This is a genomic window from Chryseobacterium sp. P1-3 (assembly GCF_000738495.1).
Taxonomy (GTDB): Bacteria; Bacteroidota; Bacteroidia; order Flavobacteriales; family Weeksellaceae; genus Chryseobacterium; species Chryseobacterium gallinarum.
Genome location: NZ_JPEQ01000014.1, coordinates 116,962 through 134,807, shown reverse-complemented (window position 1 = coordinate 134,807; position 17,846 = coordinate 116,962). Strand labels below are relative to the sequence as shown.

Annotated in this window: 15 protein-coding genes and 1 pseudogene; 9 read left to right on the top strand and 7 right to left on the bottom strand. The window is 35.8% G+C overall.

What is annotated here, in order from left to right; translation table 11 throughout:
• Positions 1-217: 217 nt before the first annotated feature.
• Together HX13_RS17940 and HX13_RS17935 are read left to right on the top strand one after the other, a co-directional pair.
• Positions 218-955 carry a sensor histidine kinase gene (locus HX13_RS17940; protein WP_238555480.1) on the top strand — a complete coding sequence of 246 codons (738 nt, stop codon included), beginning with the start codon at positions 218-220 and terminating at the stop codon, positions 953-955.
• On the top strand, positions 948-1,682 hold the full coding sequence (locus tag HX13_RS17935; RefSeq protein ID WP_050022200.1) for a LytR/AlgR family response regulator transcription factor: 735 nt from the start codon (positions 948-950) through the stop codon (positions 1,680-1,682). Before HX13_RS17940 ends, HX13_RS17935 begins: the two co-directional genes overlap by 8 nt.
• A gap of 2 nt (positions 1,683-1,684) precedes the next feature.
• On the opposite strand, the gene HX13_RS17930 is transcribed toward HX13_RS17935, so the two are convergent.
• From HX13_RS17930 to HX13_RS17915, 4 genes are all read right to left on the bottom strand, one after another.
• Positions 1,685-3,361 (bottom strand): acyltransferase family protein, encoded by a 1,677-nt coding sequence (locus HX13_RS17930; RefSeq protein WP_050022199.1) that lies wholly within the window; start codon positions 3,359-3,361, stop codon positions 1,685-1,687.
• A gap of 22 nt (positions 3,362-3,383) precedes the next feature.
• Positions 3,384-3,563, bottom strand: a complete 180-nt coding sequence (locus HX13_RS17925) for an acyltransferase family protein (protein WP_050022198.1) — start codon at positions 3,561-3,563, stop codon at positions 3,384-3,386.
• An 87-nt stretch (positions 3,564-3,650) separates the two neighbouring features.
• The gene (locus HX13_RS17920; protein ID WP_050022197.1) at positions 3,651-6,038 is read right to left on the bottom strand and encodes a M1 family metallopeptidase; all 2,388 of its coding nucleotides are present in this window, start codon (positions 6,036-6,038) and stop codon (positions 3,651-3,653) included.
• Between the two features lie 67 nt (positions 6,039-6,105).
• Positions 6,106-6,684 (bottom strand): HupE/UreJ family protein, encoded by a 579-nt coding sequence (locus HX13_RS17915; protein WP_050022196.1) that lies wholly within the window; start codon positions 6,682-6,684, stop codon positions 6,106-6,108.
• Between the two features lie 60 nt (positions 6,685-6,744).
• Here HX13_RS17915 and HX13_RS17910 point away from each other — a divergent pair, with 60 nt between their 5' ends.
• A complete protein-coding gene (locus HX13_RS17910; RefSeq protein WP_228377695.1) occupies positions 6,745-7,257 on the top strand; it encodes a DUF6702 family protein in 513 nt (170 codons plus the stop codon).
• 7 nt (positions 7,258-7,264) lie between these two features.
• Here the strand turns inward: HX13_RS17910 and HX13_RS17905 are convergent, their stop codons facing one another.
• The gene (locus HX13_RS17905; protein ID WP_050022195.1) at positions 7,265-7,864 is read right to left on the bottom strand and encodes an ACP phosphodiesterase; all 600 of its coding nucleotides are present in this window, start codon (positions 7,862-7,864) and stop codon (positions 7,265-7,267) included.
• Between the two features lie 84 nt (positions 7,865-7,948).
• Complete coding sequence (gene radA, locus HX13_RS17900; protein ID WP_050022194.1) at positions 7,949-9,298, bottom strand: DNA repair protein RadA; 1,350 nt, start codon at positions 9,296-9,298, stop codon at positions 7,949-7,951.
• 143 nt (positions 9,299-9,441) lie between these two features.
• Between radA and HX13_RS17895 the strand changes: the two genes are divergently transcribed.
• The 3 genes from HX13_RS17895 to yidC all read left to right on the top strand — a co-directional run bounded on the left by HX13_RS17895 (position 9,442) and on the right by yidC (position 13,819).
• Entirely contained in the window at positions 9,442-10,011 is a 570-nt protein-coding gene (locus HX13_RS17895) for a YceI family protein (RefSeq protein WP_050022193.1), read from the top strand.
• Positions 10,012-10,232: 221 nt separating this feature from the next.
• Positions 10,233-11,840: a CTP synthase gene (locus tag HX13_RS17890; RefSeq protein ID WP_050022192.1), complete on the top strand. Its 1,608-nt coding sequence runs from the start codon at positions 10,233-10,235 to the stop codon at positions 11,838-11,840.
• 179 nt (positions 11,841-12,019) lie between these two features.
• Positions 12,020-13,819 (top strand): membrane protein insertase YidC, encoded by a 1,800-nt coding sequence (yidC, locus tag HX13_RS17885; RefSeq protein ID WP_050022191.1) that lies wholly within the window; start codon positions 12,020-12,022, stop codon positions 13,817-13,819.
• 101 nt (positions 13,820-13,920) lie between these two features.
• On the opposite strand, the gene HX13_RS17880 is transcribed toward yidC, so the two are convergent.
• Positions 13,921-14,505 carry a ribonuclease HII gene (locus HX13_RS17880; RefSeq protein WP_050022190.1) on the bottom strand — a complete coding sequence of 195 codons (585 nt, stop codon included), beginning with the start codon at positions 14,503-14,505 and terminating at the stop codon, positions 13,921-13,923.
• Positions 14,506-14,808: 303 nt separating this feature from the next.
• Between HX13_RS17880 and HX13_RS24785 the strand changes: the two genes are divergently transcribed.
• The 3 genes and pseudogenes from HX13_RS24785 (at position 14,809) to HX13_RS17875 (ending at position 17,842) form a co-directional block, all read left to right on the top strand.
• Positions 14,809-14,958 (top strand): hypothetical protein, encoded by a 150-nt coding sequence (locus tag HX13_RS24785; RefSeq protein WP_238555479.1) that lies wholly within the window; start codon positions 14,809-14,811, stop codon positions 14,956-14,958.
• A gap of 4 nt (positions 14,959-14,962) precedes the next feature.
• Positions 14,963-15,220 (top strand): annotated as a pseudogene (locus HX13_RS24780) (hypothetical protein); the annotation flags it as partial.
• A gap of 48 nt (positions 15,221-15,268) precedes the next feature.
• On the top strand, positions 15,269-17,842 hold the full coding sequence (locus tag HX13_RS17875; protein WP_238555478.1) for a TonB-dependent receptor: 2,574 nt from the start codon (positions 15,269-15,271) through the stop codon (positions 17,840-17,842).
• Positions 17,843-17,846 lie beyond the last annotated feature (4 nt).

Below are 17,846 nucleotides of genomic sequence, written 5' to 3'. Positions count from 1 at the left end.
GAAAATTACTTTTTAGATGTACCGGAGCTCATATGGTCGGTATTATTTGTGATCATTTTCAATGTCGGGATTTATTATCTGGTGTACTTTTATCTCGTTCCCCGCTTTTATCTTTCCAATAAATACCCTGAGTTTATTTTATTTGCTTTTATCTGCTTTCTCGTGTCGAGCCTTTTTAGAATTCTACTGGAGCCGGCAGTATTTAATATGAGATTTAATGAGACGCTATCCAACACAAAATTTTTTATACAACGTCTATACCGCCCAGGGAATTGTAATTCTTGTCGCTTCATTTCTTGGGATTACAAAGGATAAATTCCTGATTGAACAGGATTTTAAAGAACTGGGAGAAGAGAAGGACCAGCTGTATCTTGATCTTCTGAAATCGAAACTGAATCCCCATTTTCTGCTGAATACCCTTAATAATATGTATGCCAATAGTTTTACTTCCTCAGAGAAAACCTCTGATTCCATTTTACAACTGAGTAAGCTTTTGCAATACATTATTTATGATAGCGGAAAAGAAAAAATAAGTGTCACACAGGAGTTTTCTTCATTGAAGGCACTGGCTGCTTTATACCAGTTGAAGTATAATAACCGGCTAGATATTACCTTTGATATCCAGGATCAGGAAGATTTTGATATTGTTGAAATTCCCTCTTCCATACTTCTCACCTTATTTGAAAATGCCTTAAAACACTCTGCAATAGGGGAAGAGGAGCATAGTTTTATCAGATTGTCTTGTAGAATGGAGCATTCGGAATTATTGTTTGAAATTATCAATTCCGTAGGGAAATATAGAGCGAATTTTACTGAAACAGGGTATCAGGGATTGGGAAATGAAGCAATTATCCATATCTTAGAGAAATACTATTCCGGTAGATATGACTTCCATTCCGGACCGGAAGGAAATGATTATTATAAAATTGCTTTAAAAATTAATATGAATGGCTAATCTGACTGTCGTTAATGTTGACGATGAATACCCTGCATTACAGTTGGTAAAACAATATTGTGAGCAGATTCAAGATGTTGAGCTGCTGGCTTCATTTCAGAATCCGGAAGAAGCATTGGATTTTCTTAAAACCCATCAGGTGGATCTGGTAATTTTTGACATCAATATGCCAAGGATAAATGGAGTAGAACTTTTACAGCAGCTTCCCGACCGGCCGTTATGTATTTTTCTTACATTGGAATCAAAGTATGCCGTAAAAGCCTTTGAACTTGATGTTGTCCATTACCTGGTGAAACCTGTAGACTTTGACACTTTTAAAAAGGCCGTTAATAAAGCAAAAGATTTTTTACAGTTTAAGAATTCAGTCAATAATCGATACCAGGAAGATTATATTATGTTCAAATCCAATTATGTGATGAACAAGGTTTTTCTGAAAGACATTTTATGGATACAGGGGTTCGGGGAATATATTATGCTGATGACTCCACTCAAAAAATATATGATCCTTGAAAGGATGTCTAATTTTGAAGAGAAGTTTCATGATTTTGGTTTTATCAGAATCCATAAATCATATATTGTATTATCAGAACATATCAACTCTTATGATTCCGGAAGTGTTTATCTGAAAAACGGAGAACAGCTTCCGCTGGGGAGAACATATAAAAAAGACTTTAAGAGAACATTTTGGGATAAAAAAACGCCGGAATTTTCCGGCTTTTATAATTAAAGTCAATTTTTTTCTCTTTCAACTTTTCTGAAAAAGTCCATAAAGTCCTTATCTAAATCTTTTGCAAGTTTTATTGAAGCAAATGTATTAATGTGCCCCCCATTATAATAGGCAATCGTATCATTAATGTAAGGTGCCGTTTGGAAAATCTTACTTTTGCTTATGTCATAGAAATAAACATTTTTGTATTTATTAGCTAGATTTTCTAAATAACTTTTATTGTTATTATTTAAACACGTTTTTTTGAATTTATAATCATTATTTTTGATAAATCCATTATTTAATTTTAATGGGTTTTTATCCAAAACAACAGGGAATGTATTTAAAAGAATTATTTTTTGATTTTTTCTTAAACTATTAATCAGCTTTTCTAAAGCGAATTGTAAAGACGGAATATTGCTAATACTTTTATTATAGGTCTCATTATTATTTTCATTCCTAACAAAAGAATAACTATTTATAAGGATGATATTGCCACTTTCAATTAATTGTTTTGTTGGCTTCACTAATTTCATGACATCTCTATAATGTTTAAGCCCTTCCTTAGATATTTCACTTTCTTTTATCCCTTCTATTGCAGGATATGCATCACACGTTAATGTTTTATAAGAAAAATGATTTTCCTTTCCCAGATAATCAAGAAATGGTTTCAACATCAAAGCATGGCTATCGCCAATTAAAACAATACTATCATTTTTACTTAAATCTCCAAATTTTTCAATGTTGTCTATACCATGAGATTGGAATCCAAAAAAAGGTATTGAATAGACTTTCGGAATCTTTTTATATCCTGTTATACTAAACAGAAAGTATGAAAACCCTGCAACAATTAATCCCAAAGGAATAAATGCTTTAAAGAATTTAACATCCGTAATTTTTCGAAATTTGTTTTCTATAAAGTTATAAGAAAGCCACGCCAGAACAAATGTGGTAACAGAAATGAAAATAACTTCTAACCCATTAAATCCATAACTTTCATTTTTGTATCTTAAAAAAGCCATTATTGGAAAATGCCATAAATAAAGAGAATAGGAGAGTTCACCAATGTAAACCAGTGTTTTTGTTGATAAAAAATCGGATAAAGCATTGTTTTTAAGAACTAACAGATTAGCACTCGCCATACAAGGAATAAGTGCTAAAATCCCAGGAAAATGACTTTCTTCGGTAATGAAAACCGAGCAAATCAAAAGAATAATTAAACTTCCAAAAGAAAGTAAATTATTATATTTTCGTTGTATATCAATCCCCTTTTTGAAGATCAAAGCATAAACTCCACCGATCAAGAACTCGGGAATTCTACTTAAAAGTGAAAAATACATTTCAGTTTTAAGGTTTTGAAATTCTATCTGATAAGTTGCATAAATTGTAAAAAATACAATTATTATTATAAAAACTTTTACAAGGTGCTTTCTGAAAAAATAAATAATAAAAGGTAAAAAAATGTAAAATTGCATTTCTATAGAAAGTGACCAGGTGTGGAGCAATGGGTTTTCACTGGTTTTTGCTCCGAAGTAATTATTTCCTCTGGAAAATATTAGGTTAGATATAAACAGACCAGAAGATATAATAGTTTCTCTTAAAACTTTCATTTCTGCATATTGCCATAAATAAGCTCCTACAAAAGCAGCGAAAAACAGCATAACATAATAAGCAGGAGTAATCCTCTTTATTCTTTTCATATAGAAATTAATAAATGTAAATCTATTTTTTTTCTATATCGTCCAAGGTAATCATGGTCATTAAAAATCCAGAAATCACAAAGAATAAATCAACCCCCAAGAATCCTCCGGGAAGCCAGTCTTTATTCAAATGAAAAAAGAAGACAAGTAAAAATGCAATAGCTCTTAATCCTTGTATATCCGGGCGATAGGTTGTATTCATTTTTTAAGGTAATTTCATCAATTTGTGGCTGCGATAGGCAAAACTAAAAAAAGTATTCAGATTATGAATACTTTTTATAAATTATTTTTAACTCTTTCCTGCTGCCTGCATCGGGTTTACTTTTCCGTTTGAACTACCTCTTGCAGAGCTTGTTTCCTGTTTTTGCTTAAATAATTGGAATTTTGAAATTTCAGCACTTGTACCGCTACTGGTCCATAGGTTGTTTGAAGTATCAATATCGGCGGTTTCCCTCATTGGATCCAACTGGATTGATTTTAACTTCTTATCAAAATAATATGTCTTTGATACTTTTTGTTCGTTTAGTCTCCAGATCTGGGCCGGAGATTTATCGTACAGTTTTGAACCGTCCTCAAAAGTAAATTCAAGGATAATAGGCATGATCATACCTCCTTTGTTCACAAAATCGATTTGGTAAGCAGTAATATTTTTAAACTTTTCTTTATCCCTGGCATCTAAAGGAAGGGACGCTTCCGTTTTAAGGGTATACTCCTTATTCAGATCCACTTTTTCCTGTCCTCTGTCATACCTGTAATAGAAATCCTGGGCTTCTTTATCCTTATCTACATAGAAGGTAATGTTCTTATCTTCCCTGTTTCTTATTTTTGAAATATCGTCAAAGCTGGATGCAAGGGGCTTTTCAACCTGATATTTGATTTCTGCTGCTGCCTTTGGATTGGTTTCCAGATCAGGAGTAGCTACCGTTACTTTATCAATGGCAATATCCACAGGATCTGTTCCATAGAACCAACCTCTCCAAAACCAGTCAAGGTCTTCACCACTGGCATCTTCCATGGTACGGAAAAGATCTGCGGGCTCAGGATGTTTGAATGCCCATCTTTTTGAATAGGTTTTGAAAGCTTTATCAAAAAGTTCTCTGCCCATAATGGTTTCACGGAGGATGTTCAATCCTGTGGCAGGTTTTGAATAGGCATTCGGGCCATATTGAACAATATTTTCAGAATTGCTCATGATAGGCTCCAGCTGGTCCTTCGGAAGTTTCATATAATCCACAATCGTCCAGGCCGGGCCTCTTTTCGAAGGGAACTTATTATCCCATTTTTCTTCCGTAAGATATTCGGTAAAGGTATTCAGTCCTTCGTCCATCCATGCCCATTGCCTTTCATCCGAATTGATGATCATAGGAAAGAAATTATGTCCTACTTCGTGAATGATTACACCAATCATTCCGTTTTTGGTAGCCTCTGAATATGTGCCGTCTTTTTCCGTTCTTCCGAAATTGAAGCATATCATCGGGTATTCCATTCCGTTAGCGGCTTCTACAGATTGGGCCACAGGATATGGATAAGGGATGGTGAATTCTGAATAGGTTTTGATGGTGTGTGCTACTGCCCTGGTGGAGAACTTCCGGTAAAGGCCGTAAGATTCTTTAGGATAAAAGCTCATGGCCATTACCTTGTTATTGTTTTCAGGAATCGTTACACGCATCCCGTCCCATACAAACTTCCTGGAAGAAGTCCATGCAAAATCTCTTACATTATTGGCTTCGAAAACCCAGGTCTTTCTTTGTTTAGAACGGTTTTTTTCTGCCTTTTTGGCCTCATCCAGGGTTACGATTTCTACAGGCTCGGATGCATTTTCCGCTTTTTTGTATCTTGATAGCTGATCAGGAGTTAAAACCTGTTCATAATTTTTGCATTCTCCGGTACCACCCACAATATGATCGGCCGGTACATTCATTGAAACTTTAAAGTCACCGAAGACCAGCGCAAATTCTCCCCTTCCGGTAAACTGGTGGTTTTGCCAGCCCTGAAAATCACTATATACGCACATTCTTGGATACCATTGCGTCATCGTATACAGATCATTCCCATCTTCAGGGAAATTTTCGTAGCCTCCGCGGCCTCCCATTTTGATTCTGTTGGAGATATTGTAGTTCCAGTCTATCTTAAAGATAAATTTTTCTCCCTTTTTTAATATTTTAGGAAGATCAATGCGCATCATTGTTTTATTGACTGTATACTTCAGGGGAACCCCTGAGGCATCCGTTACTTTTTCAAGATGAACTCCATAACCATTGTCTTTTACGGGAAGTTCCGTTAGCTTGAGTTTTTGATCGGTAGTAGAGGCAGGAAGAACGGTTGAGGTGTCATAACCTGCATTTCTGATGCTGGAATGTTCATTTTCATCCAGTTGAAGCCAGATATAATCCAGATCATCAGGTGAATTATTATAATAGGTAACTGTTTCCGATCCTTTCAGATTTCGTTTGTCTTCATCCAGATATGCTGTGATATTATAATCAGCCCTGTTTTGCCAATAACCGTGTCCCGGTGCTCCGGAAGCTGTTCTGTAAATGTTGGGTGTTGGCAGGATAGAGCCTAGTTGCTCAAATTTATTTCCGTGGTTGCTTCCTGGATTATTCTGGATATTTTGTGCGGTGAGACCTGTATAAGCAAATATGGAAAGTGAAAGTATGACAACTTTTTGTTTCATAACCGAAATGATTTAATAATTACCAAAGATAGGAATATGTGATTGAAATAATGAAAATATTTCAAGTTTAAAAAGGAATTCTTTCTAATGTCATTTTTAAAGACAAAGCAAATACACCGGATGAAACAAACAACACCCAGTCTTTTTTATTCACCTTAAAAATATTAAGCAAAATAAAAAGAAGAATTAAAATGGCAAAAACAATTACAATCTGTCCAAGTTCCAGTCCTATGTTAAACCCAAGTAAGGGAACAGCAATACTCTGGCTTTTGGCAATCATCACCCTTGCTGTATTGGCAAAACCCATCCCATGAACAAGACCAAAAATAAGAGCAAGATAATAATTAGCCCGCATTAATGTTTGCTTTTGATTTTTCATGAGAATATTATCCAGGGAAGTAACTACAATCGTTAAAGGAATTAAAAACTCTACCCAATCGGATGGAACCCGGAAGATATCCAGAATACTCAGAGCCAGTGTGATGGAATGGCCAATGGTGAATGCCGTTACAAGAATCAGAATCTTTTTCCAGTCACTATAAGAATAAACGGCAATAAGTGCCAGAACAAACAGCTGATGATCCAGCGCATCCAGGGAAATAATATGTTCCCATCCAAGGTTTAAATAAAAAAGAAAATCCTGCATCATAACGTAAAAATATAATGCGTACGAAAATAATGATTAATTTCGGACAAATTTATTTCTATGTCAGGGTTTATGAAGAATTTATGGCTGTTTCTGATTCCGGTGTTTTCTTTGCTGTCTTTTACAGAGGCGAAACATCCGTATCATGTAGGGGCTGTTGAAATCAATTACAATTCAAAATCAAAAACATTTGAAGTGACCGGAAGGTTTTTCATGGATGATCTGGAAAATGGATTAGGAAAAAAATACGGTGGTTCTTTCCACTTTAATGATGAAAAATATAAAGCCAGGCTTAATGAAGCTTTACAGAAGTACTGTCAGGAATATTTTAAATTGAAATCCGATAATAAATTTTTGAAAGTAAACTTTATCGGCTATGAAGAGGACCATGAATCTGTTACTGTCTTCCTGGAATCTGAGCCGGCCGGAACTCCTAAAAAAGTTGAAGCAGCAGTGAGTTTTCTGTATAATCTGTTTGATGATCAGATCAATATCATTCATATTATTGTGAACGGAGACAGAAAAAGTGAAAAGCTGGCATATCCTAACCGTTACCTGTATAAACAGTTCTGAGCATATTTTAGACATCATTTTCCAGCTGGAGAAGAGAATTGATTCCTGATACATGCGACTGCAGATCAGGGAAGAAATCATAATAACATTCCTGAAGGATATTTTTATTGTCTAAAAATGCCTCAAAAACAGGAATATCCTTCCCCAGATATTGGGCTTTGTTGAGAACATTCTGGATACTGAACTTTATTCCCCAGTCTTCCCGGTAGTTATAAAGCCAGTCGTCATGTTCCATTTTGACCAGCATTCTTTTGAGATTTTCAGGAAGCCATTGTTCATGCTCATTCAGAACTTTATACACTCGTAAAGAATGAGCTTTCCAGCCTGCTAAAGAGAGTAGGGAAAGATCATTGGCCACAAAATAATCCATGGAAACATCCACGAAAGCACCGGCGTATAGCCTTACCAAAGGAGAAAAAACTTTTTTGGCTTCATGGATGGCGGGATGAGAATCCGTAAAGGTATCTATTGCTCTATGAAGGGTAATGCCATCCTGAATATCTTTCGGGAAAGAAAACCGGTCTTTATTCCGGATGAAATCTTCCAGGAATTGTCCTACGATCTGCCCGTCGGTAAAGGAAAGAAAAGAATGAGCCAGGTAATTCATAGAATAAAGATATGAATTATAAAGATGAAAAAATCATATTAAGTGCTGATTCCATTTTCCGTTCTTAGTTTTTAAACTTAAAAACTAAAAAAGTCTCTCATGGAAATCTTCTACTTTACTGACTTCTTCAATCCTGATTCCAAATTTTCTTTTCGGGATTTTGTTGAGGTTGGAAACGAATATTTTTTCATAACCGAGCTTTTCAGCTTCCGTGATTCTTTGTTCAATCTGTGCAACCGGGCGGATTTCCCCGCTTAATCCAATTTCACCGGCGAAGCAGTAATGCTCGGAAATGGCAATATCTTCATTGGAAGAAAGGATGGAAGCTACTACTGCGAGGTCCAATGCCGGATCATCTGTTTTGATTCCTCCTGTAATATTAAGGAAAACGTCTTTGGCTCCCAGTTGAAAACCTGCCCTTTTTTCCAGTACGGCAAGAAGCATGTTTAATCTTTTAGAGTCAAATCCTGTAGAGCTTCTTTGTGGAGTTCCGTATACGGCGGTGCTTACCAACGCCTGAATTTCCAGAAGCATAGGCCTGTTTCCTTCAAGGGTGACCGCTACTGAATTTCCGGAAAGTTCTTCAAATTTTTTGGTGATAAGGATTTCCGAAGGGTTTTTAATTTCCTTCAGCCCCTGGGAAATCATTTCATAAATTCCGATTTCAGAAGTGGAGCCGAATCTGTTTTTATTGGCTCTCAGCAATCTGAAAAGATGGTTTCTGTCTCCATCGAAATTCAAAACCACATCCACCATATGTTCCAGTACTTTGGGGCCGGCAATCTGGCCATCTTTTGTAATGTGGCCAACCAGGAAAACAGGGACATTGTTTTCTTTAGCGTATTTGATAATCTCATTAGAGCATTCCCTGATTTGGGAAACAGTTCCGGGAGAGCTTTCAATAAGCTGGGATTGGAGGGTTTGTATAGAATCGATGATCACAAAATCCGGCTCCAGCTTTTTGGCTTCATGAAGGATTTTTTCCAATGAAGTTTCGGTAAAGAGAAAGCAATTGGGATTTTTAACATCCGTTAAGCGATCTGCCCTCATTTTGATCTGAGAAGCACTTTCCTCACCGGAGACATAGAAGATTTTTTTCTTCATTTTCAAGGCAAGCTGAAGCAGCAGTGTTGATTTCCCAATACCGGGCTCACCGCCAATCAGGGTAACAGAGCCTAAAACAATACCACCGCCCAGAACGCGGTTAAGTTCTTCGGAAGGTGTTTTTATTCTGGGTTCTTCACTGGTTTCAACCTCAATAATGTTGATGACATGTTGCTTGGACTTCGAGAAAGGAGGTGCGCTGTGTGAAGGTTTTTCCACCACCTCCTCAACTAAAGTATTCCATTGTCCGCAATTTTTACATTGTCCCATCCATTGGGGATACTGGGTTCCGCAGTTTTGACAGAAATATGCTGTTTTCAGTTTTGCCATACTGCGAAGTTATAAAAAATGAATTTTTTTCCGAACGTTTTTTTAATGGATTAAATATTAAAATGCTAACATAGAAGATGCTAGGAAATTCTTTTATATCTTAGCTTTGTTTAATTAAAATAATAATGTAAAATATCATAACAATGAAAAAAGTACTTTTATCTTTCATATTTGCATTTTTAAGCAGTATGACTTTTGCACAAACTACCTGGGAAGTTGATCCTATGCATTCTTCCGTTAATTTCAATATTAAACACATGGGAATTAGTTTTGTGCAGGGAAGATTTGATAAGTTTTACGGAAAAGTAACTGCCCAGGAGAAGAATCTGGATAACGCAGACTTTGAATTTGGCGTGGCGGTAGGGTCTATCAACACAGGAGTGGACATGAGGGACAAGCATCTTTTAAGCGCTGATTTTTTTGATGTTGCGCAATATTCTGATATGTCATTCAAGAGTGCTTCTATTTCAAAAGATAAAAACAATAATTACATTTTGAAAGGAACTTTAAAAATTAAAGATGTAGCCAAAGAAATAAGTGTCCCGGTGACATTCGGAGGAATTGCAAAAAATCAGAAGGGGAAAGAAGTAATGGGCTTTCAGACTAAGTTCACGATTAACCGTTTGGACTACGGAATAAAATATGATCCGACGGGAGCAGGTGTAGGGAAGGATGTGGATGTCAATTTATATTTTGAGCTGCAAAAGCAATAATTAACGGATCAATAATAAAAAAAAGGTTTTTCAGATATATGGAAAACCTTTTTTAATGAGATTAAATGGAAAATGTCATCTGAACAAAGGAGATTCTCACTGCTTATTTATAACTTTTTTCATCAGGTTTTATAGTTGTTTGAAGGGAATTTAACTATTTTAGAAATTTAAAAAATTGCTTTGTGTTTCTTTTTCCCCTAACTTTGCACAAACCTAATCTAATGAGTAAAAAGAATACAAAATACATCTTTGTGACAGGAGGTGTAACTTCATCTTTGGGAAAAGGAATCGTTTCTGCTTCTCTGGGACTATTGCTAAAATCACGCGGTTTTAACGTAACGATCCAAAAACTTGATCCTTATATCAATATTGACCCGGGAACTTTGAATCCTTATGAGCATGGAGAATGCTATGTGACTGAAGATGGTGCGGAGACGGATCTGGATTTAGGTCACTACGAGCGTTACCTTGATGCTCCCACTTCCCAAAACAACAACGTTACTACAGGAAAAATTTACCAGACTGTTATTGAAAAAGAAAGAAAAGGAGATTTTTTAGGGAAAACAGTGCAGGTAATTCCTCATATCACCAACGAAATCAAACGTAGAATTAAAATCCTTTCAAAACAAAACTACGATATCATTATTACCGAGATCGGAGGAACGGTAGGGGATATTGAATCTTTACCCTACATTGAAACTGTCCGCCAGTTAAAATGGGAACTGGGAGAGAAAAATTCTATGGTTATTCACCTGACTTTGTTGCCTTATCTGGCTTCAAGCGGGGAATTAAAAACAAAACCATCGCAACATTCAGTTCGCCAATTGATGGAGAGCGGAATTATGGCGGATGTATTGGTCTGCAGAACAGAGCATAAAATTCCTAAAGATCAGAGAGCAAAACTGGCTCAATTCTGTAACGTTCCTTTGGAAAACGTTATTGAATGTAAAGATATGGAAACCATCTATGAAGTGCCAATGTATCTTCAGAAGCAAAACTTCGATGATGTAGTACTGAAGGAACTGGACCTGAAAAGTGATAAAGATGCTGATCTGAAAGATTGGAAAAGTTTCCTTAAAAAATTCCAGAATCCAAAGAAAACTGTTGAAATAGCTCTTGTTGGAAAATATGTTTCCCTTCAGGATTCCTATATTTCTATTGCTGAGGCTTTCAAACATGCAGGGGCAGATCTTGAAACCGAGGTGAAGGTAAGATGGGTGTACAGCGGAGATATTACGGAAGAGAATATTAAAGATACGCTCAAAGGAGTGAATGGTATCCTTGTTGCCCCGGGATTCGGAGACCGAGGAATAGAAGGAAAGGTCCTGACGGCAAAATATGCAAGGGAAAACAAGATCCCGATGCTGGGAATCTGTTTGGGAATGCAGATCATGACTATTGAGTTTGCGAGAAATGTTTTAGGACATACCAAAGCCAATTCCATGGAATTTGATACGGCTACTCCGGATCCTGTTATTTCATTAATGGAAGAGCAGAAAAATGTAATAGATAAAGGAGGAACAATGCGTCTTGGAGCCTGGAAATGTGCGCTGAAAAACGGATCCAGATTATCCGAAATTTATGGAAGCAAAAATATTTCTGAAAGACACCGTCACCGTTATGAATTCAATAGTGACTACCTGCAGGAATTTGAAAAGAACGGTTTTCTGGCTACGGGTACAAACCCTGAAACAGGATTGGTAGAAGCACTTGAGCTTCCCGGCCATCCATTCTATGTGGGTGTTCAGTATCACCCGGAATATAAAAGTACAGTAGCAACACCGCATCCTTTATTCAGAGCTTTTATTAAAGCTTGCGAAAAGAAATAAGGTAAATTTTTATCATAAGCGTCTAAACATAAACTCAGGCTGATTATTCTCAGCTTGAGTTTATTATATAGTAATATAGTAAAGCATAGAGTTTTGATAAAAAAAACAGTATTTTTGTCAGCTCAAAATTATGTACATGTATTGTACATCCTAAGTTTAAAATTTTAATATAAAATAAAATGCAACAAAACAACGGAATCGATAAGAAGCAAATGATTAGTTTCGCGGTTTTATGCCTGGTTCTCTTTGGTTTTATGTTCTATTTCCAGAACAAACAGGCAAAAGAAGAGCAGTTAAAAGCTCAGCAGCAGAAAACTGAACAGGTAAAAAGTGCCGTAAAACAAACTCAGGCAAGCAATATCAATCCAAATGTAACTCCTAATGCTATTCAGACAGCCAATTTAGGGAATAATGAATTGAAATTGGAATTTTCCAGTTTGGGAGGACAACTTTCTAAAGTAGAACTTTTAAAGTATAAAGCATATAACCATAAAACAGATAATGCGGACCAGCCACTTTATCTGATCAATAAAAATAACTCTAATTACGGTTTCCAGTTTAAAGACAAAACAGGTAAGGTTATTAATACCAAAGATTTAGTTTTTGCACCGTCAGTAAACGGAAATGCTGTAACCTTAACGGCTGATTATAACGGAGCAGTTATCCAGTTTATTTACACCTTACTTCCGAAATATACCTTGGATTTTAAAGTAAGAACCCAGGGGCTGGCTACTATTACGGCAGACAACAAAGCCGATTTTATCTGGGATTATAATGTAAGAAATTTAGAAAAAGGAAGGGCTCAGGAACAGTCTCACTCAGAATTCTCATATGCCTTCAATAATTATAAAGATTATGATTATGACGGAAGAACTACTATGGATGAGGAAAAAGAAACGCTTAACTGGATTGGTGTGAAACAGCAGTTTTTCTCTTCTGTGATTGAGGCGAAAAATGGTTTTACTCAAAGTAAAGGAAATCAGGAAAACGTTGAAGAAGGAGAATACCTGAAAAAATTCAGTTATGAAGGATTCGTTCAGATGACGGGAAGTGAGCTGAATCAGGATTTTACATGGTATTTTATGCCATTGGATCTTCCTTTGCTGAAATCTTATGATAAAAACTTTGATGAGATTCTTCCTCTGGGTTGGTCGTTCATCGGAGCTATGAACCGCTGGTTCTTTATTCCTATGTATAATTTTATTGCATCATGGGGATTAACAGCCGGATGGGCTATTTTCTTACTAACCATTATTGTAAAGCTGATCTTATCACCAATCATGTACAAGCAGCATAAGCTAAGTGCCATGATGAAAGTGATCCGTCCTGAGATTGATGAGGTGAATGCCAAATTCAAAGATGCGGATCCGATGAAAAAACAGCAGGCTACGATGGAGGTTTACAGGAAGGCCGGAGTTAACCAGATGGCGGGTTGTTTACCGGCATTGGTCCAGATTCCTATTTTCTATGCGTTGTTCCGGTTCTTCCCGAACTTTATAGATTTAAGAGGAAAGGGATTCTGGTTTGCCAAAGATTTGACAGCTTATGACGACTTGATCAAATTACCATTTAAAATTCCGTTTTTAGGAGACCACTTGAGTATTTTTGCATTGGCATGTACTGTTGTTATCTTAATTTATACCGTGATGACTTCAGGGAATATGCAGCAACCGCAACAGGAAGGAATGCCAAATATGAAGGTCTTGATGTATATTTTCCCAATTACATTCCTGTTCTTCCTGAATACTTCAGCATCTGGTCTTTCCTGGTATTATTTTGTATCCAATGCGATTAATATTTTAATTATCCTTGTTATTAAATATTGGATCCTGGATGAGAAGAAAATCCATGCACAGATCCAGGCTAATAAAGAAAAGCCAAAAGCAGAAGGCAAGTTCCAGAAGAGAATGAGAGAGATGATGGAAAAAGCACAGGAGCAGCAAAAAGCTCAGGAACAAATGAGAAACAGAAAGAAGTAATTTCTTGATATACCTAAAAGAGAAGCAATAGAATAAATTGCTTCTCTTTTTTTATTGATATAAATTTTTATATACTGTTTTTATTAATTTAAATTAGAATTTTAATCATACTTTAGTCTGAATGACTGTCTGTGGTACCTTGTAGGACCATATTTTATAAGAGCTTCCTGATGCTTTTTGGTTGCATATCCGAAATTGGTATCCCAGCCATATTCAGGATGTTCTTCATGAAGTTTAATCATTAATGTATCTCTGTAGTTTTTGGCAAGGATAGAGGCGGCAGCAATGGATAGTACCTTAGAATCTCCCTGAATAATGCATTGATGAGGGATATAGTTGTAAGGATGGAATTTATTGCCATCTACCAGTATAAGCTCAGGCTTTATTGTTAATTGATCCAAAGCACGGTGCATGGCATGAATGCTGGCGTTTAATATATTATGTTCATCAATGAATGACGGGGGAAGCTCTGCAATAGCATAATTCTTTACATTGTCTTTGATATAACTGTCCAGTTCCATTCTGGTTTTGAATGTTAATTTCTTTGAATCATTAACCAGGTTTTGCTGAAAGCCATCATCTAAAATAACAGCCGCTGCGACAACAGGTCCGCTTAAACAGCCTCTTCCGACTTCATCACATCCTGCTTCAATGTAAAGATTTGACCAGTTTTTTATTAATTCCATGAAATTATTTCTTCTGTATCTTACAAAAGTATAAAATTTCAAAAAAAGTAGAATTATTATATTTTGATTTTTTGTTGTATTATAATGTATGATGCATGGCTAAAGTAAAAAATGCTTGTATGATTGTTGGTTTTAACTATTGTGTTTTTATTCAATAAATTCATGATTTTTTCCAGTTATTATTAATTTAATGTAATTGTTGTTAGGTTAAAATTTTCATATTTAAATATTTTAACAAATATCTTGGTGATTTTGGGAAACTTTCACATATTTGTACCCAATAAAAAATAATCAAAATTAAACATGAAGAAACTAACAGCAAGTGTACTTATGGTAGCACTTTCTTCACCCTTTTTTATTGTAAAAGCCCAACAGGGAAATGATACAGTAAAGACAAAGAACATTGAAGAAATTGTGGTTACAGGTGCACTAGGTATTAAAAAAAAAGGCTGATGCTATTACCAACGCACAGCAAGTAGTAGGTACTAAAGAACTAAATCAGGCCTCTGCTCCAAACGCAGTTCAAGCTCTGACGGGTAAAGTATCAGGATTACAGATCACACAGACTGATAATAGTGTAGGAGCATCCAGTAGAATTGTAATTAGAGGTAACAAATCAATCTCAGGAGGAAATGAAGCTCTGGTTGTAATTGATAATGTTATTTCTTCAGCTTCTGTCCTAGCTCAATTACCTCCTGAGATTATTGAAAACGTAAACGTTATCAAAGGTCTGCAAGGTGCTGCACTATATGGGCAACAAGGAGTGAATGGTGTTATTATTGTAACTACTAAAAAAGGTGCGAAAAGTGAAAAAATGCAATTCACTCTCACTTCATCAATTCAGATGACACAAGCATTTAAGTTTCCTATAATACAAAAACAATATGGTAAAGGTTATCCTCATGAGCCTGCTTTTAGTGCAGGAGATGTAGATTATAACGGAACAACATATGTGCCTTTTGAAAATATGTCATGGGGACCTGCTTATAACGATCCAAATATTGGAGGGCAGATGGTTCCTTCTGGTTTGCCACAATGGGATAACAGGTTTATTTATGAAAAGTATGCTCCTATTGATAATCATTTCTCTAAATTTTTCAAAAACGGGGTGATTTTACAAAATGGACTTACTGTCAATTCAGGAGGAAGTGATTCTTATGCTATGTTATCCATTAATAGATTGGAAAATGATTTTGTTGTTGAAGGTGACCAGTTAAGACAAAATAGTTTCTTGGTAAAAGCTGGGAAAAAACTGGATAAATTAAGAATTGACGGTACTATTAACTACATTAGTAAAATAACCAATCAGTCTAGTGCAGATTTATACAGTGATATCCTCCAGATGCCTTCAATGAATGATATTAGAAAATATAGATATTCCGGTGTTGAAGGGGGGCTGTCGGCATTTACGAAAAATCCATATTATCAGATTGAGCATACAAGACAAAATACGGTTAATGATTATTTATCTGGAATTTTATCTTTACAATATGATTTTAATAAAAATATCAATTTAACATATACAGGAAATTTATATTTAAATAACTCCAGATCTGATAACCATGATGACGGCTTTAAAGCTACTCAAATTTATGCAGGAAGTGGACTGGTATTAGATGATGGGACCTTACAGGACTATACTGGAAATTCTAACTTTGATTCGTACTATATTAATCGTACTGTTAGTACGAGAAGTTATTATGGAGACTTGATGTTAAACTTTAATTATGATCTTACAGATAATATCAATATGAAGTTAAACATTGGTAATAACATACAGGATAGCTATAGAACTGCTAGATCAATGGGAGGTACAAATTTAGTTGTTCCGGGATGGTATGACATCAGAAATGTTACTAATCTTATCCAACCAGGAAATTCAACAGGTGCATCAGCGTTGGATAACATTCTTTTTGAGAATACTACAACAAGACAAAGAACTATCGCTGGATTTGCAAACTTAGACTTGTCCTATAAGGATTATCTATTCTTGAACTCGACATTTAGAATTGAGCAAAGTTCTGTATTATCTACCTATTACAACGGACAGGTGCATAATAAATCTTATCCTTATTATTCTGTAGGACTTTCTTTTGTTCCTACAAAAGCTTTTGAAGCTCTGAAGAATAATAATATCATTAATTATATCAAAATTGCACCAGGATACACGAAGGTTGGAAATACTTCTGCTGTATTACCTTATGAAACATCTAACGTAGGTATTGCTCCTTCTGGTTATCCTTTCCCTAACCTGCCTGGATATGGGATTGACGCTACTCAAACCAATAGAGCAATTAAACCTGAATTTATTTCTACATATGACTTAAATGTTCAGTTAGGTTTCTTAAATGATCGTATCACTTTAGAAGGCTCTATTTACCAATCAGATACTAAAGACTTAATTACCAATGCAAATGTTTCAAATGCATCCGGGATAAGTAACCTTAAAGATAATTTTGGTAAAACCAGAATGAGAGGTTTTGAAATTGACTTAGGACTTACTCCATTTAAATCTCAAAATTTTACTTGGAATCTGAGAGCTTCTTTTGCTAAGTCAAGATCTACAGTACTGGATCTGCCAAACGGTTTAGATGAGGTTGCTCTTGCAGTGCCATATACTACTGTTGGAATTGGAGTATTTGCTATTAAAGGATCTGACCTACAGGTTATTAAGGCAACCACTTTCCAAAGGGATGATCAGGGAAGAATTATTGTAGGAGCTGATGGGGTTCCATTGCAAAATACAACATTAAGCAATATGGGTAGAGTAACTCCAGATTATACACTTGGATTTAATACCTCTCTTAAATTTAAAGGATTTACACTTTCTGCTACAATGGACTACCGCAAAGGAGGTAAATTTGCTTCACTGAGTAAGAGTCTCCTGACATTTGCCGGAGCTACTGAAGAAACAGCAGGTTTTGATAGAAGCAAAGGATATGTGATTCCTAATTCAGTTCAGGTTGTAAATGGTCAATATGTTCAAAACAATACTCCGGTAGGTGGAACAGCAGACTATGATGGAGTAGCAGGTTATTTTAGCTCCCAGTCACTACAAAGATTAGGAGAGCCAATGGTATTGGATGCGACTGCATTTAAAGTGAGAGAAATTGCTTTGTCGTATGATGTTCCAAAATCAGTACTTTCATCAACTTTTGTTAATGCTATTACTATAGGGGTGTTTGCGCGAAATCCATTCTTTGTATATTCTAAAGAAAACAGAAATTATGCTGACCCTGAAACATCTTACACAAGTGGTAACGGTGCAGGTATTGCCCTTGCAGAGCAGTATCCTTCTCAAAGATCTTTTGGAATTAACCTAAAAGCGACATTCTAAAATT

Bases quoted from the DNA above. Each gene is read 5' to 3' on its own strand.
- HX13_RS17925 (WP_050022198.1), bottom strand. From the start codon at position 3,563: ATGAATACAACCTATCGCCCGGATATACAAGGATTAAGAGCTATTGCA.
- radA (WP_050022194.1), bottom strand. From the start codon at position 9,298: ATGGCAAAACTGAAAACAGCATATTTCTGTCAAAACTGCGGAACCCAG.
- HX13_RS24785 (WP_238555479.1), top strand. From the start codon at position 14,809: ATGAAGAAACTAACAGCAAGTGTACTTATGGTAGCACTTTCTTCACCC.
- yidC (WP_050022191.1), top strand. From the start codon at position 12,020: ATGCAACAAAACAACGGAATCGATAAGAAGCAAATGATTAGTTTCGCG.
- HX13_RS17915 (WP_050022196.1), bottom strand. From the start codon at position 6,684: ATGCAGGATTTTCTTTTTTATTTAAACCTTGGATGGGAACATATTATT.
- HX13_RS17890 (WP_050022192.1), top strand. From the start codon at position 10,233: ATGAGTAAAAAGAATACAAAATACATCTTTGTGACAGGAGGTGTAACT.
- HX13_RS17895 (WP_050022193.1), top strand. From the start codon at position 9,442: ATGAAAAAAGTACTTTTATCTTTCATATTTGCATTTTTAAGCAGTATG.
- HX13_RS17940 (WP_238555480.1), top strand. From the start codon at position 218: ATGAGACGCTATCCAACACAAAATTTTTTATACAACGTCTATACCGCC.
- HX13_RS17905 (WP_050022195.1), bottom strand. From the start codon at position 7,864: ATGAATTACCTGGCTCATTCTTTTCTTTCCTTTACCGACGGGCAGATC.
- HX13_RS17880 (WP_050022190.1), bottom strand. From the start codon at position 14,505: ATGGAATTAATAAAAAACTGGTCAAATCTTTACATTGAAGCAGGATGT.
- HX13_RS17930 (WP_050022199.1), bottom strand. From the start codon at position 3,361: ATGAAAAGAATAAAGAGGATTACTCCTGCTTATTATGTTATGCTGTTT.
- HX13_RS17935 (WP_050022200.1), top strand. From the start codon at position 948: ATGGCTAATCTGACTGTCGTTAATGTTGACGATGAATACCCTGCATTA.
- HX13_RS17910 (WP_228377695.1), top strand. From the start codon at position 6,745: ATGTCAGGGTTTATGAAGAATTTATGGCTGTTTCTGATTCCGGTGTTT.
- HX13_RS17920 (WP_050022197.1), bottom strand. From the start codon at position 6,038: ATGAAACAAAAAGTTGTCATACTTTCACTTTCCATATTTGCTTATACA.